Below are 16309 nucleotides of genomic sequence, written 5' to 3'. Positions count from 1 at the left end.
GATTTGGTCCCGCTTGAGGCCGGGGAGCTGATCCGCTCACCCGCACCTTTGGGGTACGTATAGATACATTACGGCCAACCCGCGAGGCCGTCAAAAGCACGCCACACCCCGGGCGTGTCGGGCCAAACGACCCTGTTTCAGTACCGGTAGTGATCAGCCTTGTACGGCCCTTCGATGGGCACCCCAATGTAGGCAGCTTGCTCTGGAGTCAGGGTGGTCAGCTCGACGCCGAGTGCGTCGAGGTGCAGGCGGGCCACCTTCTCGTCGAGGTGCTTCGGCAGCACGTACACACCGATCGGATACTTCTCCGGATAGCAGTACAGCTCCATCTGAGCGAGCACCTGGTTGGTGAACGAGTTGCTCATGACAAACGAAGGATGGCCAGTGGCGTTACCGAGGTTCATCAGTCGACCTTCTGACAGAACGAGGATGCTGCGCCCGTTCGGCAGACGCCATTCGTCAACCTGAGGTTTGATCTCAACCTTCACCGCACCTGGCAGGTTCTCGAGCCCGGCCATATCGACCTCATTGTCGAAGTGACCCACATTGGAAACAATCGCAAGGTGCTTCATCTGAAGCATGTGCTCGAGCGTGATCACGTTGAAGTTGCCCGTGCCGCTGACGAAGATGTCGACCTGGTCTACAACCGAGTCGAGCCTGGCGACCTGAAAGCCATCCATTGCTGCCTGCAAGGCATTGATCGGGTCGATCTCACTCACGATCACCCGTGCACCCTGACCGCGCAGAGCTTCTGCGGCTCCTTTACCCACGTCGCCATAGCCGGCCACAAAAACGACCTTGCCGCCGATGAGAACATCCGTCGCGCGGTTGAGCCCGTCTGGCAACGAGTGACGGATGCCGTACTTGTTGTCGAACTTTGATTTGGTGACCGAGTCGTTGACGTTGATGGCGGGAAACAGCAACTCGCCAGCGGATGCGAGCTCGTACAGACGGTGGACGCCTGTCGTGGTCTCCTCCGTCACCCCCTTCACGTTTGTCGCTATGCGCGTCCAGCGATCAGGACTGAGATCGAGCGAACGACGCAGTGTCTCGAGGATGACGCGGTACTCGTGGCTGTCAGCCTTTGTGGTCGCCGGAACCGCACCCGCGAGTTCGAATTCGCGTGCCTTGTGAACGAGGAGGGTCGCATCCCCGCCGTCGTCGAGGATCATGTTGGGGCCGACCCAGCTCTCGCCAGCCACTGCAGCTTCAGCGCTCCAGTCGAAGATTTGCTCTGTGCACCACCAGTACTCTTCGAGCGTCTCGCCCTTCCAGGCGAAAACCGGCACGCCGGCCGGAGCCTCGGGCGTGCCCGTCGGTCCGACGGCGATGGCCGCGGCAGCTTCGTTCTGGGTGGAGAAGATGTTGCAGCTTGCCCAGCGCACCTGGGCGCCGAGCTCGACCAGTGTCTCGATCAACACGGCGGTCTGCACGGTCATGTGAAGCGATCCCGCGATCCGGGCACCGGCTAGCGGCTGGGAGTGCCTGAACTCGGCACGAAGTGCCATCAACCCCGGCATCTCGTTTTCGGCCAACCGCAACTGGTGACGCCCCGCCTCAGCGAGGGACAAATCGGCAACCTTGAATGAAAATGAGGCCAGCACGGCCGGAGTGGCTGATGTCATGCGGCCATTCTGACAGCGGATCGGCCAATGTGGCAGGTAGATATCGGCAACTTCTGGTCGCCAGGCTCCTAGCGCGCGACGTAGCCCTTCAGCCACCGCGTGAGCTGCTCATAGCCTCTTTTGCGTACACGCTCGGTCGAGAGAAAAATGTCGTGCAATGCGCCGTCGATTCGATCGATCGTCACCGACGGTCCCAGCCGGGTTGCCCGCACTGCGATGTCATCAACCCGGAGTACGACGTCGACCGACTTCATCTCTGGAGTCCACTTCGGCAAGAGAAGCGACCTCGCCGAAATCATCGTGAGCACCGGGGCATCGATCGACAGGCCGTTTGCAACCTTGGTGTGGCCGGCAAGCACTGCCCGCAACCAGGCCGGGTGAGTAGTGAATCCGCGTGGAGGACGCCACGCCATGTTGTACGTCCAGTACCCATCCAGCTCGGCCGATACTGTGCGGGTGTAGAAACCAAGGTCGACATTCGGCAACGGAGCCAATGGATCAACCCGTGCGCTAATCTCCACGATCGGAAGGATGGCCGCCCGCGCGACGCCCGTGGCCTGGAACTCAAGCCAGGGACTGTTCAGTACCAGCGCTGCCACCCGGCCGGGGTTGCGATCTGCCCAGAGACTGAATGTCAGGCCGCCGGTTGAATGACCCATCAGGATCAGGGGCCGCTTGTTGTGCGTGCCGGGCGCGTGGTCGATAGCGGCCAATGCCGCCTCGATGTCTTCGTCGTAGTCCGCCAGATCGGTGATGAAACCGGGGGTTTGGTAGTCGCGCAGACTCCGCCCGTACTTGCGCAGGTCGATGGCGTAGAAACGTGCGCCTTCGCGATGCCAGTACTCTGCCAACTCAGTCTGGAAGAAATAGTCAGACCAGCCGTGAACATAGAGGACATCAGCATTCATCGCCGGGCCGCGAGAGAAGTCCAGTCTGAACGGCGGCGAATATCGCACGAGCGTTGCGACCACGTCGCCCTGGCTGTCGGGGCGAAGTGGCAGCGTCAACTGCTCAAAGTGCTCTCCAAGAACATCTGGAACCCAACCGTTCGCCTGAGTAGCCGCCATGGTGAGGAGGCTATCCCAGACGCGGTCGGATGTCTCCTGCCGAGCAATACTCGCCAGGAGACGACGCTTGCTACTGCGCCCTGGAGACCTTGACCATCTCGTCGCGCGGCACGACCTTGACGCGTACGCGACCCTCGGTCTCGCCGAGCGAGAGCTCGTGCTGGTCGAGGTTGTGCCATCCGTTGAGATCCGTGTAGTGGATGCCACGCGAATCGAGCAGCTCGACGACGCTCTCCTCGGAGGGAGATTCTGGCTGCCACCAGTTGCCGGCGTCATTGATGAGATGACGTACCGTCTCCATGGCATCCGACTTGGTGTGGCCGATGAGGCCGACCGGGCCGCGCTTGATCCAGCCCGTGGCGTACACGCCATACATCTGTTCGTTCGCACCGGCCGAGCCGGAAGTCGGGTCACCCTTGCGGAGCACCTGACCCTCACGGTTCGGAATCACGCCACGCTTCTTATCGAAGGGGATATCAGCAAGCGGCGAGCCGAAGTATCCGACCGCGCGGTACACGGCCTGGATGGGCAGCTCGCGGATCTCTCCCGTGCCGACGACTCCGCCTTCACCATCGGGAGCTGTGCGCTCGAATCGAATCCCGCCGACGTGACCGAAACCGTCATCGACGATCTCAATGGGCTTGGAGAAGAAGTGCAAGTGCAGACGACGGCTCGCCTGACCTGTCTCGCGCTGGCGCCACTGGTTCAGAACCTTGTCGATGACGAAGACCTGTTTGTTGGTCTTGACCGCGTTGCGGGCCGCATCGTCGTAGTCGAAATCTTCGTCGTAGACGATCATGTCGACGTCGCGCAGCTCACCGAGCTCGCGCAATTCGAGAGGAGTGAACTTGACGGATGTCGGACCCCGGCGACCGAAGACGTGAACGTCTGTGACCGGGGAGGCCTTCAGCCCCTCGTAGACGTTGGCTGGAATCTCAGTCGAGAGCAGGTCGTCAGCGTGCTTGGCCAGGATGCGTGACACATCGAGTGCCACGTTTCCGTTGCCAATAACGGCGACTTCTTTGGCCTCAAGCGGCCAGGTGCGCGGGAAATCGGGGTGGCCGTCGAACCAGCTGACGAACTCGGCTGCACCGTATGAGCCTTCAAGATCAATGCCGGGAATTTTCAGGTCGGCATCGCGCACAGCACCCGTTGCGAAGATCACGGCGTTGTAGTGCTTCTTCAGGTCATCGAGCGTGATGTCGGTGCCGTAGTGCACATTGCCAAACAGGCGGATGTCGCCACGGTCGAGCACGTCGCGCAGGGCGTTGATGATTCCCTTGATGCGTGGGTGGTCGGGTGCCACGCCGTAGCGGACGAGTCCATACGGTGCCGGAAGGTGATCGAAGAGGTCAATCGAAACATCGAAGTTTCGCTCTGCCTTGAGGAGGATGTCTGCGGCGTAGATGCCAGCGGGTCCTGCGCCGACGATGGCCAATCGCAACTTGGTCATGGGTGGTGCCTTTCTAGCTGGAACGTTCGACGATTGTCTCGGCGAACTTGGTGAGCGCCTTCTTGACTGAGCCCTTGGGGAGCGGTGCAAGAGACTCGACTGCGTCCCTCGCCCAGCGGTGAGCTTCGGCAAGTGTTTGTGCGGTGACGTCATGCTCGCGAAGAGCTGTGATTGCAGAATCGGCTTCGGCAGTCGTGCCGCCGCCGCCCAGAGAGCTGCCCATCACGTCCGCCTCGAGGCGGGCGAGCAAGTCGGATGCCAGGGCATCCGTTTCTGCTCGTTCCCTGAGGCGCAACAGTGGCAGCGTTGCCACGCCTGCCCGCAGGTCGGTGCCAGGGACCTTTCCGGTCTCTTCTGGCTGTGGCGACAGATCGATGACGTCGTCTATCAGCTGGAAGGCGACGCCGATCTTCTCGCCGAACGCGACGACGGGGGCCTCAAATTCACTCGGGGCTCCAGAGAACACAATGCCGGCCTGCGCCGACGCCGCAATGAGGGATCCGGTCTTGTCTGCCAGAACCTGGATGTAGTGCTGTACGGGGTCTTCACCGTTCTGCGGACCGAGAGTCTCATGAAGCTGCCCGAGCACCAGTCGCTCGAAGGTGTCTGCCTGAAGCTGGATCGCTCGCTCGCCCAGTCTGGCCATCAGCTGACTGGCACGTGCGAACAGGAGGTCGCCGGTGAGGATCGCGACTGAATTGCCCCAGACCGTTTGCGCGCTGGGAACGCCGCGGCGCTTATCTGCGTCATCCATCACGTCGTCGTGGTACAGCGAGGCGAGGTGGGTGACCTCGATCGCAGCGGCAGCAGTGATCACCCGTGGGACGGATCCCTCGCCCAGATGCGCCGTGAGCAGCGCAAGCATGGGACGCACTCGTTTGCCACCTGCTTCAAGCAGGTAGCGTCCGGTGACATTGGCGATTTGGTCGGCGAAGGTGATCTCTGCGTTCAGCGCCACCTCGACCTTGTCGAGACCTGCATCAATGTCTGACGCCAGACCGCGGTCTGACGCCGTTGAGAAAATTCGATCGGTAAGGCCGAGCTGCGACGTTATCGACGCGCTGCGACGGACCACGGGGACGCTCGGTTTCACTCTGTCAGCCTAACGATCGCTACTGGGGAGGGGCTCAGGATGCCGGAACTACCGGTTGTTCACCTGACTGTGGCTTAACGCCGCGGTGCAGCGCTGAAATTCCGAATGTCAGATTTCGGTAGGCCACAGAGGTGTATCCGGCCCGGCGAAGCCAGGCACTCAGCTCCTTCTGCCTGGGCCAGGCCTTGATGGACTCGCCGAGGTAGTCGTACGCCTCAGCGTTGGACGAGGCAAGCTTCACGATCGTCGGCATGACGTACTTCAGGTAGGCGAAGTAAACGAATCGGAACGGCGCGAACGGCGGAGTGGAGAACTCGCAGATGACAACGCGGCCGCCCGGCTTGGTCACGCGGTAGAACTCGGCGAGCGCCTTCTGCGGCTCGACGACGTTGCGAAGACCGAAAGAAATGGTGACTGCATCGAACTCGTTGTCAGCGAACGGCAGCGCTGTGGCATCCGCCTGCACGAATTCGACGTTGGAGTTGTGCGCCTGGCGCTGGCGGCCCACAGCGATCATGCCTGCGGAGAAGTCTGCGGCGATGACGTGGGCGCCGGTCCTGGTGAGTGCGGCGCTCGAGGTGCCGGTGCCGGCCGCGACGTCGAGGATGCGCTCCCCGGGCTTCGGGTCGACAGCTTTGGTTGTCGCTGTGCGCCACAACGCGGCCTGACCCATCGAAAGCACAGCATTCGTGCGGTCGTAGTAGGTGGAAACCTGGTCAAACATGGCGGCGATCTGCTCCGGCTGCTTGCTGAGGTCTGCTCTATTCACCCCCCCATTCTAGGTTGCGTCTGGGCGGCATGGTCCCGCCGAGAATACGTCCAGACGTGCGGGCTTAGGCTGATGGAGTGAATGCACAGGCTTTGACGGTCGAAACCACCCCCCTCGCCGACATCCGCCAGTTGGTACTCCTGCTCGATCAGCACGACCCACTGCTCTGGATGCGACGCAATCAGGGCCTTGCCGGCATCGGCACGGCCATACGCCTCGAGTTCTCCGGACCTACGCGAATGACTGATGCTGCAGCTGCCTGGCGAGAGGTGGTCGAGGCTTCAACGGTGATCGACCCCCTCGCCCGAAGTGGAACCGGTCTGATTGCCTTCGGCGCATTCACCTTTGACGACACGTCAACACAGACCAGCGTGCTCATCGTCCCCGAAGTGATCGTCGGTCGCGAGAACGGCCTGTGCTGGGTGACCCGCATCTGGCCGACCGGAGAAACCGCCCCCGACATCCCCCTCGTGCTCAACCCCCTCGGTGATGAATACCGGATCTCCCTGCTGCCCGGCGCGCTCAGCCCGGACGGCTACCGTGAGGCCGTGGCCAGCGCCATCCAACACATCAGCGACCAGGACGTGAGCAAGGTCGTCCTTGCCCGTGACCTGGTCGGGCGCCTCCCTGTGGAGTCCGACCTGCGTCGCGCGATCACCGAACTGGCTCTGGGCTACCCCGACTGCTGGACCTATGCGGTCGACGGACTCGTGGGCTCGAGCCCGGAGACGCTCATCCGCGCCGACCATGGCGAAGTGAACGCCCGAGTGCTCGCCGGTACGATGTCGCGCGGTGCCGATGCCGATTCAGACAACGAGGCAGCGCTGGCCCTGGTCACATCGACCAAGGATGCTGACGAGCATGAGTTCGCCGTGCAGAGCCTGCTCGGCTCGCTCCGCCCGCACACGTCTCACCTCACGGCGAGCGAGATTCCATTCACCCTGAAGCTGCCGAACCTCTGGCACCTGGCCACCGACGTCGAGGGCACCCTGAGCGACGGTTCGACGTCGCTCGACCTGATTGCCGCCCTGCACCCGACGGCTGCAGTGGCAGGCACCCCGACGGAAGAAGCCCTCGCGCTTATCCGTGAACTCGAGCCCTTCGACCGCGGCCGCTATGCCGGTCCTGTCGGCTGGGTGGGCGCCGATGGCGACGGCGAGTGGGCCATTGCGCTGCGCTCTGCCCAGGTGACCCCGAGCGGTGACATCACCGCATACGCGGGATGCGGGATCGTGCTCGACTCTGAGCCGGAGCGTGAACTGGCCGAGACGAAGATGAAGTTCCGACCGATCGTCGAGGCCTTCGGCTAGACAGCGACTGAACCTCAGGACGCTGCCAACCTGGCCTTCTCGGCCTTCACATCAAAGTCGGCAGTCGGCCAGTCGAGATCCATCGCGTTGAACGCGTCGATGAGCAGGTGCTGGACGGCCAGCCTGGCGTACCACTTCTTATCGGCCGGAATGACATACCAGGGAGCATCCGGAGTCGCCGTGCGCTCGATCGCAATCTGATAGGCCTCTTGGTAGTCGTCCCAGAGCAGGCGTTCGTCGACGTCTCCCGGGTTGTACTTCCAGTGCTTGTCCGGCCGTTCGAGACGTTCGCCCAGTCGACTCTTTTGCTCGTCCTTACCCAGGTGCAGCATCACCTTGATGACGGTGGTGTCGTCGTCGACAAGTTGCTGCTCGAATTGGTTGATCGCGCCGTAGCGTCGTTCGATCTCGTCTGGCGGGGCGAGAGATCGGACGCGCCCGATCAGCACGTCTTCGTAGTGTGATCTGTCGAACACCCCGATCCTGCCCGCGCGGGGAACGTTCTTCTTGATGCGCCACAGAAAGTCGTGCTCCCGCTCTTCCTTCGTCGGTGCCTTGAATGCGACGTAGTCAATGCCCTGTGGGTCAACGGCGCCGACGACGTGGCGCACGATGCCGCCCTTGCCAGCGGTGTCCATCGCCTGTAGCACCAGCAGAACTTTACGATTGTCGCCCGTCGTGCTGTTCGCAAAGAACTTCTCTTGCAGCTCAGACAGGATGCTCGCCCCATCGGCGAGCGCCGTCGCTCCGAGTGATTTTCCGCCGTTGAACCCCGGTGACGAATCTGTCTCTTCCGCAGAGAGGACGAAGCCGTCGCCAACGCGAAGCAGATCTGATGGATCAGTTGTCCAGAACTCTTCGAGGCGAGTGCTCACGGGGTCACCTTTCGTTGCTGGCTATTCTGCCGCCGTCCGGCCTGATACGCCAGGGGACATCGGCGCATCAGGCGTAGTTGGCTCAACGCCATGTCCGGACGGCTCCCCCTCGGTGTCGTCTTCTGGTCGTCGCGCTGAAAGGCGCAGGGTCGCCAGGAGCCCGATCACCAGGAATCCAGCGGCCGAGAACGCCGCGTACCTCGTGCCATCGCTGAAAGCTTCGCGAGCGGCATCCGCTACCTCCGGGCTCTTCGCATCGAGCGCGGGGATGGCGCCACCCGCGCTATCGACGACAACGTTGACGATCTCGGTGCGTGCGCTCTCGGGCAGATCGCCGAGCTTGGCGTCGAGGGACGCCCCAGTCGAGACGAACAACACAGTACCGAGGATTGCGATGCCGAGGGCAGACCCGACCTGCCTGGCAGTGCTCTGCGTCGCGGAGCCCTGCCCGCTCTGGTCGACGGGGACGTCCTTCAGGACAACTCCGGTGAGCTGAGCCGTCGCAAGGCCGACGCCGATGCCATAGACAAAGAGGCAGGGAACGACGACAACCCAGGTTGCGGTTGCCGAGATGGCAAATCCGAGCCCGGCAACACCGACGATCTCAGCGATGATACCGAGGCGCACGATGAACACAGGGGTCACTCGATGGCCGAACGCGCCAGACACACCACTGGCGACAAACGAACCGAGGGCAAGCGCGAGCAGGATGAATCCGGTCTGCAAAGCGTCGTAACCGAGTACGTTCTGCAGCCAGAGCGGCAACGACAGGATGATGCCGAATTCGCCGAGCGAGACGATCATCGCCGCGACGTTGCCGTTGCGGAATGACGGGATGGCGAACAGCGAGATCGCGAGCAGGGAATTCTTGCCGACTCGCTGACGGTGAATCCCCCACCAGACGAACGCGATGCCAGACAACAGGCTGATCGCGAATGCGACGGGGATCGGAGACAGCTCGTACGGCCAGGTCCAGTCACCGATGGTGAACGGCGTGCGGTCGCTACTGAGCCACCAGCCGTAGGTGCGTCCTTCGATCAGGCCGAATACCAGTGTCGAGAAGAGGATCACTGAGAGGATTGCGCCGATGACGTCGAGGCGCTTGGGCGCACCCTGGTCTTTCGATTCAGCAACGCAGAACAGTACGCCGACAACGATGAGGATTGCGAACGGGATGTTGATGCCGAACGCCCAGCGCCAGGAGAACGATGTGGTGAGCCAGCCGCCGAGCAGCGGTCCGACAGCTACCATTCCACCGATTGTCGAACCCCAGATAGCAAAGGCAATGCCACGCTCTTTGCCCCTGAAGGTGGCGTTGATCAGCGAGAGCGTCGTCGGGAGAACCATCGCACCACCGACGCCCTGCAGCAGGCGTGACGCGATCAGCAGGTCGCCGGTCTGGGACAGCGCGGCGAAGACCGATGCGACGGCAAAGATGACGACACCGATGATCAGGATGCGACGACGCCCGTACCGGTCGGCCAAGCTGCCGAACACCAGAAGCAGCGAGGCGAAGACCAGCGTGTAGCTCTCCTGCACCCACTGCACCTGGGTCGATGTGATGCCGAGGTCATCAACGATCGACGGGATGACGACGTTGACAATCGTCGAGTCGACGATGATCAGCGCGACGGCGATGCTGATGAAGACCAGACCGGCCCAGCGCCTGCGTTCGGCGATCACCACGTGCTCGACTCAAGGGTTGCAAGCCGTGTCATGTTCTGCGTCATAGTGAAACCCTTCGGTGGCCGGAGCTCTTTTTGCTCGTATTTTCCTCTAATTCGTCAGCCGACTGCACGGCCTCGCTCAGAGCGTCGAGGAAGTTGATGATGGTTTGCTGCGCCGTCGGCGAGTAACCCTGGGCGACGGACAGCATCCGCTCGTGCATGTCTCCCAGCGTCTTGCGAACCTCGTGATGAGCATCGGGAGAGGGATGCAGGATCTGGGCGCGACGGTCCGTCGGATGCGGCTCCCTGACGATATGGCCCGACCGGGTGAGCCTGGCCAGCAACTTGGCCGTCGCTGCTGAGCTGATGCTGAGCACCTGGGCAAGCTCCTTCGGCCCCACCGGGTGCTCCCTGGCCTCAGACGCGATCAGGTACCGGAGTGCGAGCAGATCGGTCTCGTTCATGTCCATGTCGGCCTGGGTTTTAGCTCTCATGGCAGAATCCGCCGCTTTGAATCGGCGTAGGGCTCGCAGCACCTCAATGGCCCGCTCGACGTCCTGGGCGTCTTCGTCGTACCAGTACGATTCCGTCGCCTCAGGAACCTCCCTATCTGTCATTTCTCCATGGTAACGTTGGAATGTCTAACTTGGTTAGCAAGTTCTGTGATTGAATGATTGCCAGCTTTACCGTGGCAGCATCTCGGGTCACTATCAAAGGTGTCAGGAGAGGAAAAGCCATGCTGAACACGGCACCATTTGAAGAATTCGTGATCCTGGTCGATGACGACGGCCGTGAGATCGGCACCGCCCCCAAGAGCAGCGTGCATGGCGAAGACACCCTGCTCCACCTCGCATTCTCCTGCTACGTCTTCAACGAGCGCGGCCAGGTGCTCATCACCAGGCGAGCACTCGGCAAGAAAACCTGGCCGGGAGTCTGGACCAACTCGCTGTGCGGACATCCGCTCCCCGCCGAGCCACTCCTGAACGCAGTCGCCCGCAGGGCCGAGTACGAACTCAACTTGCCGATCTCAGAGGTGACGATCGCGCTTCCGCTCTTCCGCTACCGCGCAATCGACAGCAGCGGAATCGTCGAAAACGAGATCTGCCCGGTCTACACTGCAACCACCACCGCAGAACCCACACCCAACCCAGACGAGGTGATGGACTTCAACTGGGTCGACATCGACAGCCTTCGCGCATCGGTGCGAGAAACACCGTGGGCATTCAGCCCCTGGATGGTGCTGCAGGTGCAGGAGCTGGAGGTATTCCGTGCCTGAGCTGACCTCATCGAGCGTTGAAACAGAACTCAACCGCCTACTGGCCGCCGGTCGCCTTCGCGCCAGCGACTACGGCGAACACTACGTCGCCCTCTGGGACGCCTTTGCGCGGTCAAGCAGCGGAGGCAAGCGGATGCGTCCCGCCCTCGTTCTGGCTGCATACTCCGGTCTCGGCGGAGATGACCTTGAGTTGGTCACCCCCGTTGCCGTCAGCTTCGAGCTGCTGCACACCGCATTCATCATCCACGACGATGTGATCGATCGCGACCTCACCAGACGTGGGATGGCCAACGTTTCGGGCGAGTTCAGCTCGAGGGCGATGCGAAACGGCGCCTCACTCGACCAGGCAGAAGTGTGGGCAGTGACTGCAGGCATCCTGGCCGGAGACCTGGCGCTGAGCGAAGCCCATCGCGCGATCGCACTGCTCCCCGCCGACGCAGACACTCGCGGACGACTGCTGGACCTCCTCGATCGATCGGTGTTCATTTCGGCTGCGGGCGAACTTGCTGACGTGACAAATACGACGCCGACGCGTCCCGTTGCGATAGAGCAGGTGCTCACGACACTCGAATGCAAGACGGCGATCTACTCATTCGAATCGCCGCTGCAGGCTGGGGCGATCCTCGCCGGAGCGACGCCAGAGACACTGGAAGCGCTGGGGCAGTTCGGCCGGCTCATCGGGGTGGCATTCCAACTGACCGACGACATCCTGGGTGTCTTCGGTGATCCGGAGACGACAGGCAAGAGTGCATTGTCGGATTTGCGAGAAGGCAAGCAGACAGCACTCATGGCATGCGCAAGCACCACGTCAGCATGGCCGGCGATCGCAAGCCATCTCGGCTCTGCAGATGCCGGCGAAGAGGAGGCGGCACTCGTGCGGGCCCACCTGCGTGCCTGCGGGGCCCTTCAAGCCGTGCAGACCCTCACCAAGGACTACGCGAGCCGCGCGCTCGACGCACTCGACTCTCCACATATCCCAGACGCACTGCGCGTCACTCTCACAGAGCTGGCAGACAGCGCAGCGGATCGACATAGGTGAAGTGCCCCATGACGAACAAAACCACAACCAAACGCAACGCGGACATGACGGGGATCGAGCAGTACAACGCGGCAGCTCGCGCCAGCTCGGCCATGGTCATCGGTGCATACTCGACATCCTTCGGGCTGGCGGCCAAGCTGCTGGCTCCCCGGATTCGCGAACAGATCCGCACCATTTACGCACTCGTTCGCATTGCAGATGAAATTGTCGATGGAGCAGCGGCTGGAGCCGGGCTCGATGACTTCGAGCAGCGGGAGCTTCTCGACGACCTTGAGAACGAAACCAGGGCCGCCATCCGACGCGGTTACAGCACCAATCTGGTCGTGCACGCCTTTGCACTGACGGCAAACGAAACCGGCATCGACGACAGTCTCACCACGCCGTTCTTCGCCTCCATGCGACGAGACCTCGACCCGTCTCCGTTCACTCGTGACGATGTCGCGGAGTACATCTATGGCTCGGCTGAGGTCATCGGGCTGATGTGCCTCCGAGCGTTCGAGGTCGGCGAATCTCGATCGCTCGACGAGTCCGAACGCCTCGAGGCCGGAGCCAGGGCGCTGGGCTCAGCCTTCCAGAAGATCAACTTTCTTCGAGACCTGGCCGCCGACAGCGAAGCCCTGGGGCGCAACTACTTTCCGGGCGTCGATCCGAGCTGCATGACCGAGGTGGAGAAAGACACCATCCTCGATGACATCGAAGCTGATCTCGGCGTCGCCGCAGCTGTGCTGCCTCTTCTACCCGGCGGTTGCCGGTCGGCTGTCACTGCGGCCCACCACCTGTTCGCGCTCCTGGCCAAGCGACTGAGGGCCACCAGCGCCACCGACCTGTTGGCGACCAGGGTGCGCGTGCCCGATGCACAGAAGCTACTCCTGGCGATCAGCGTTTCAGTCTCTGCAGGGACCGAGGCGCGGAAACGATGACGACGACGACTCCCTCACCTGACACCCAGCCGAGGCGGAATCCGTCTGCCCCCCAAGCAGGCAGCAAGACCGCCATCGTCATCGGCGGCGGGATCGCCGGCCTGGCCAGCGCTGCGCTGCTCGCCAGAGACGGACATGCCGTCACACTGCTGGAGGCGAACCATGAGCTGGGTGGCCGTGCCGGCACCTGGCAGTCAGACGGCTTCCGCTTCGACACTGGGCCGTCGTGGTACCTCATGCCAGAGGTATTCGACCACTTCTTCCGGCTACTCGGCACCAGTGCCGATGAACAGCTCGATCTGGTGAAACTCGACCCCGGCTATCGCGTCTATTTCGAGAATGCCGCAGAACCCATCGACATTGCCGCAGACCGCGACAGCAACATCGACACCTTCGAACGCGTCGAGCCCGGCGCGGGCGACGCCCTCGACCGCTATCTCGATTCGGCCGAAGACACCTACCGTACGGCCGTCGATCGGTTTCTTTACACCAGCTTTGCGTCGTTCCGCCCGTTCCTTGACCGTGAACTCCTCGACCGCCTCGGACGCCTCGGCACCCTGCTGACGAAGCCGCTCGACCGATTCGTTGCCGGCTATGTGAAAGACAAAAAGCTCCAGCAGATCCTTGGATATCCGGCAGTCTTCCTCGGCTCCTCCCCCGACCGAACACCGGCCATGTACCACTTGATGAGCCATCTCGACATGGCTGACGGTGTGCTGTACCCCCGCGGTGGATTCAGCACCATCATTGACAGCATCGCTGCGCTTGCCAGGGCAGAAGGTGTGACGATCGTGACGGATGCCAGGGTGAGTGAGATCCTGACTGAGCCATCGACGGGGCGCCGCCAGCCACTGACCGCCGGAGTGCGCTACGCGAATGCCGCAGGAGAGCAGACCGAGCTCACTGCCGATCTGGTCGTGTCCTGCGCTGACCTGCATCACACCGAAACCGAACTTGTCGCTCCGAAGCTACGCACGTATCCAGAACGTTGGTGGCGCAAGCGCATGTCAGGACCGGGTGCGGTGCTCGTCATGCTCGGTGTGCGCGGCGAGCTCCCCGAGCTGAAGCACCACACACTCTTCTTCACCGAGGATTGGAAAACCAACTTCGACACCATCTTCGGCAAACGGCACTCGGTTCCGACGCCGGCGTCGTTCTACGCCTGCACGCCCAGCTCCACCGATCCGAGTGTTGCGCCTGCCGGGGATTCCAACATTTTCCTGCTCGTGCCAGTCCCTGCCGATCCAGGCCTCGGCCATGGGGGAATCGACGGTACAGGATCTGACGTCGTCGAGGCCATCGCTGATCGCGCAATCGCGCAGCTCGCTGAATCGACAGGCGTTCTTGACCTCGCCGATCGCATTGCCGTCAGGCGAACTGTCGGCCCTGCTGACTTCGTCGACACGCTCAACTCGTGGAAGGGCGGGGCTCTGGGTCCGGCTCACACACTGCGGCAGAGCGCTTTCTTCAGGGGTTCGAACAAGTCCAAGCACATCGAGGGGCTGTACTACGCGGGCGGCAGCACCATTCCCGGCATTGGCTTGCCCATGTGCCTGATCAGCGCAGAGATCATGCTCAAGCGCATTCGTCAGGACCCGAGCGCTGCGCCGCTGCCGGAGCCGCTGTGAGTCTCGTCTATCTCGCCTGCCTGGTCGGCAGTCTCGGCGCGATGGTGTTGCTTGACTGGCGCTACACGTTGCTTTTCTGGAATGCGCCAGCCAGGGCTGCGTTGGTTCTGGCCTGTGGGCTGGCCTTCTTCATTGTGTGGGACCTTTTCGGTATCGCGCTGGGGATCTTCTACCGCGGTGAGACCGCGATCATGACTGGAGTGCAGATCGTGCCTGATCTGCCGATCGAAGAGCCGGTCTTCTTACTCTTCTTGTGTTACCTGACGATGGTTCTTTATCGTGGGGGGCTTCGATTGATGGAGCACATTCAGCACGGGACGAGGAGGCGCACATGACGTACCTCGCCCTGAATGCGGTGTTCATCGCAGTGGCCGTCATTGTGCTGGCGATCGCAGTGATGACACGCCGACTGACGCGCACGTCGGCACCCGCAATTGTCGGTGCTGTCGTCGTCGTGTTCATCATGACGGCGGTTTTTGACAACGTGATGATCGCCGTTGGGCTGTTCGGCTACACCCAGGAACACACCTCGGGAATCCTGATCGGGCTGGCACCCATCGAAGACTTCGGGTACCCGCTGGCTGCTGCGCTCCTGCTTCCCGCACTGTGGCTGCTCTGCGGCGGGAAGGAAGACTCGAGCGAGCCGCCCGCCACTCGTGATCAGCAGCTATTGGGAGGCTCCGATGACTAAAGAAGCGTTGAACCCTGTGCAGGGATTCCGGCAGATTCTGTTGTCGTCCCGACCTCTCAGCTGGATCAACACCGCGTTCCCGTTCGCTGCCGCGTACCTCGTCGCTGGCGGCCAGGTCGATGCGCTGTGGATCGTCGGCACCATCTTCTTCCTCATCCCGTACAACCTGCTGATGTACGGAATCAACGATGTCTTCGACTATGAATCCGACCTTCGCAATCCGCGGAAGGGTGGTGCAGAAGGTGCGTTGCTCCAGCCTCAGTTGCATAGCCTGGTCGTGCTCACGGGCATCTTCATAGCGGTTCCGTTCCTGATTGCTATGTTCGTGCTGTCCGGCTGGAGCCATCCGATCGCCTGGCCGATCCTCGCGGTGAGTCTCTTCGCGGTGGTCGCGTACTCTGTGCGCGGACTCCGCTTCAAAGAGATCCCGTTCCTCGACTCCGTGACGTCAAGTGTCCACTTCGTCAGCCCGGCAGTGTTCGGGCTAGCGCTGGTCGGAGCAGACGTGACCCCGAGCCTCGTCGCGCTGCTCACTGCGTTCTTCTTCTGGGGAATGGCGAGCCACGCCTTCGGTGCCGTGCAGGATGTTGTGCCTGATCGTGAGGCAGGTATCCACTCGATCGCGACAGCGCTCGGCGCTGCACGAACAGTCAGGCTGGCAATTGCTCTGTGGCTGCTGGCCGGCGTGCTGATGCTGTTCACCGGCTGGCCAGGGCCACTGGCCGCTGTGCTCGCGCTGCCGTACGTGATCACTGCGCTGCCGTGGATCTCAGTTTCCGATGAGCGTTCGGAAGAGGCAAATGCCGGCTGGAAGCGCTTTTTGTGGCTCAACTACCTCAGTGGCTTCATTGTGACGATGCTGCTGATTGCGTACGCGATGGCCTGATTGCCATTCT

Annotated in this window: 16 protein-coding genes; 8 read left to right on the top strand and 8 right to left on the bottom strand. The window is 62.1% G+C overall.

All coding sequences use genetic code 11. From position 1 onward, the window contains the following. Positions 1-137: 137 nt before the first annotated feature. The 5 genes from ahcY to ACMT3I_RS15055 form a co-directional block, all read right to left on the bottom strand. Complete coding sequence (ahcY, locus tag ACMT3I_RS15075; protein WP_414805336.1) at positions 138-1625, bottom strand: adenosylhomocysteinase; 1488 nt, start codon at positions 1623-1625, stop codon at positions 138-140. Between the two features lie 68 nt (positions 1626-1693). Then, positions 1694-2692: an alpha/beta hydrolase gene (locus ACMT3I_RS15070; protein ID WP_414805335.1), complete on the bottom strand. Its 999-nt coding sequence runs from the start codon at positions 2690-2692 to the stop codon at positions 1694-1696. 70 nt (positions 2693-2762) lie between these two features. Then, positions 2763-4145: an FAD-dependent oxidoreductase gene (locus ACMT3I_RS15065; RefSeq protein ID WP_414805334.1), complete on the bottom strand. Its 1383-nt coding sequence runs from the start codon at positions 4143-4145 to the stop codon at positions 2763-2765. Between the two features lie 13 nt (positions 4146-4158). Further along, on the bottom strand, positions 4159-5238 hold the full coding sequence (locus ACMT3I_RS15060; RefSeq protein ID WP_414805333.1) for a polyprenyl synthetase family protein: 1080 nt from the start codon (positions 5236-5238) through the stop codon (positions 4159-4161). A 34-nt stretch (positions 5239-5272) separates the two neighbouring features. Continuing rightward, entirely contained in the window at positions 5273-6007 is a 735-nt protein-coding gene (locus tag ACMT3I_RS15055; protein WP_414805332.1) for a demethylmenaquinone methyltransferase, read from the bottom strand. Positions 6008-6084: 77 nt separating this feature from the next. Between ACMT3I_RS15055 and ACMT3I_RS15050 the strand changes: the two genes are divergently transcribed. Beyond that, a complete protein-coding gene (locus ACMT3I_RS15050) occupies positions 6085-7317 on the top strand; it encodes an isochorismate synthase (protein WP_414805331.1) in 1233 nt (410 codons plus the stop codon). A 14-nt stretch (positions 7318-7331) separates the two neighbouring features. Here the strand turns inward: ACMT3I_RS15050 and ACMT3I_RS15045 are convergent, their stop codons facing one another. Genes ACMT3I_RS15045 through ACMT3I_RS15035 form a run of 3 tightly spaced genes read right to left on the bottom strand, consistent with a single transcriptional unit; the run spans position 7332 to position 10476 of the window. Further along, complete coding sequence (locus ACMT3I_RS15045; RefSeq protein WP_414805330.1) at positions 7332-8192, bottom strand: PPK2 family polyphosphate kinase; 861 nt, start codon at positions 8190-8192, stop codon at positions 7332-7334. A gap of 21 nt (positions 8193-8213) precedes the next feature. Next, the gene (locus tag ACMT3I_RS15040) at positions 8214-9875 is read right to left on the bottom strand and encodes an MFS transporter (protein ID WP_414805341.1); all 1662 of its coding nucleotides are present in this window, start codon (positions 9873-9875) and stop codon (positions 8214-8216) included. Positions 9876-9918: 43 nt separating this feature from the next. Then, complete coding sequence (locus tag ACMT3I_RS15035) at positions 9919-10476, bottom strand: MarR family winged helix-turn-helix transcriptional regulator (protein WP_414805329.1); 558 nt, start codon at positions 10474-10476, stop codon at positions 9919-9921. 119 nt (positions 10477-10595) lie between these two features. On the opposite strand from ACMT3I_RS15035, the gene idi reads away from it, so the two are divergent. The 7 genes from idi to ACMT3I_RS15000 are packed head-to-tail and all read left to right on the top strand — an operon-like array spanning position 10596 to position 16299. Beyond that, on the top strand, positions 10596-11135 hold the full coding sequence (gene idi / locus ACMT3I_RS15030) for an isopentenyl-diphosphate Delta-isomerase (RefSeq protein WP_414805328.1): 540 nt from the start codon (positions 10596-10598) through the stop codon (positions 11133-11135). Next, positions 11128-12174, top strand: coding sequence for a polyprenyl synthetase family protein (locus ACMT3I_RS15025; protein ID WP_414805327.1), 1047 nt, complete (start codon positions 11128-11130; stop codon positions 12172-12174). The genes idi and ACMT3I_RS15025 overlap by 8 nt, the downstream gene beginning before the upstream one ends. Before the next feature lie 8 nt (positions 12175-12182). Next, entirely contained in the window at positions 12183-13094 is a 912-nt protein-coding gene (locus ACMT3I_RS15020) for a phytoene/squalene synthase family protein (RefSeq protein WP_414805326.1), read from the top strand. Further along, positions 13091-14722, top strand: a complete 1632-nt coding sequence (gene crtI, locus ACMT3I_RS15015; RefSeq protein ID WP_414805325.1) for a phytoene desaturase family protein — start codon at positions 13091-13093, stop codon at positions 14720-14722. Before ACMT3I_RS15020 ends, crtI begins: the two co-directional genes overlap by 4 nt. After that, the gene (locus tag ACMT3I_RS15010; RefSeq protein WP_414805324.1) at positions 14719-15057 is read left to right on the top strand and encodes a lycopene cyclase domain-containing protein; all 339 of its coding nucleotides are present in this window, start codon (positions 14719-14721) and stop codon (positions 15055-15057) included. Before crtI ends, ACMT3I_RS15010 begins: the two co-directional genes overlap by 4 nt. Continuing rightward, positions 15054-15413 carry a lycopene cyclase domain-containing protein gene (locus ACMT3I_RS15005; RefSeq protein ID WP_414805323.1) on the top strand — a complete coding sequence of 120 codons (360 nt, stop codon included), beginning with the start codon at positions 15054-15056 and terminating at the stop codon, positions 15411-15413. The genes ACMT3I_RS15010 and ACMT3I_RS15005 overlap by 4 nt, the downstream gene beginning before the upstream one ends. Further along, complete coding sequence (locus ACMT3I_RS15000; protein ID WP_414805322.1) at positions 15406-16299, top strand: prenyltransferase; 894 nt, start codon at positions 15406-15408, stop codon at positions 16297-16299. The genes ACMT3I_RS15005 and ACMT3I_RS15000 overlap by 8 nt, the downstream gene beginning before the upstream one ends. Positions 16300-16309 lie beyond the last annotated feature (10 nt).

It is taken from the genome of Leifsonia sp. A12D58, assembly GCF_047530025.1.
Classification (GTDB): domain Bacteria; phylum Actinomycetota; class Actinomycetes; order Actinomycetales; family Microbacteriaceae; genus Cryobacterium.
This window is presented reverse-complemented; position numbering and strand designations above follow the sequence as displayed.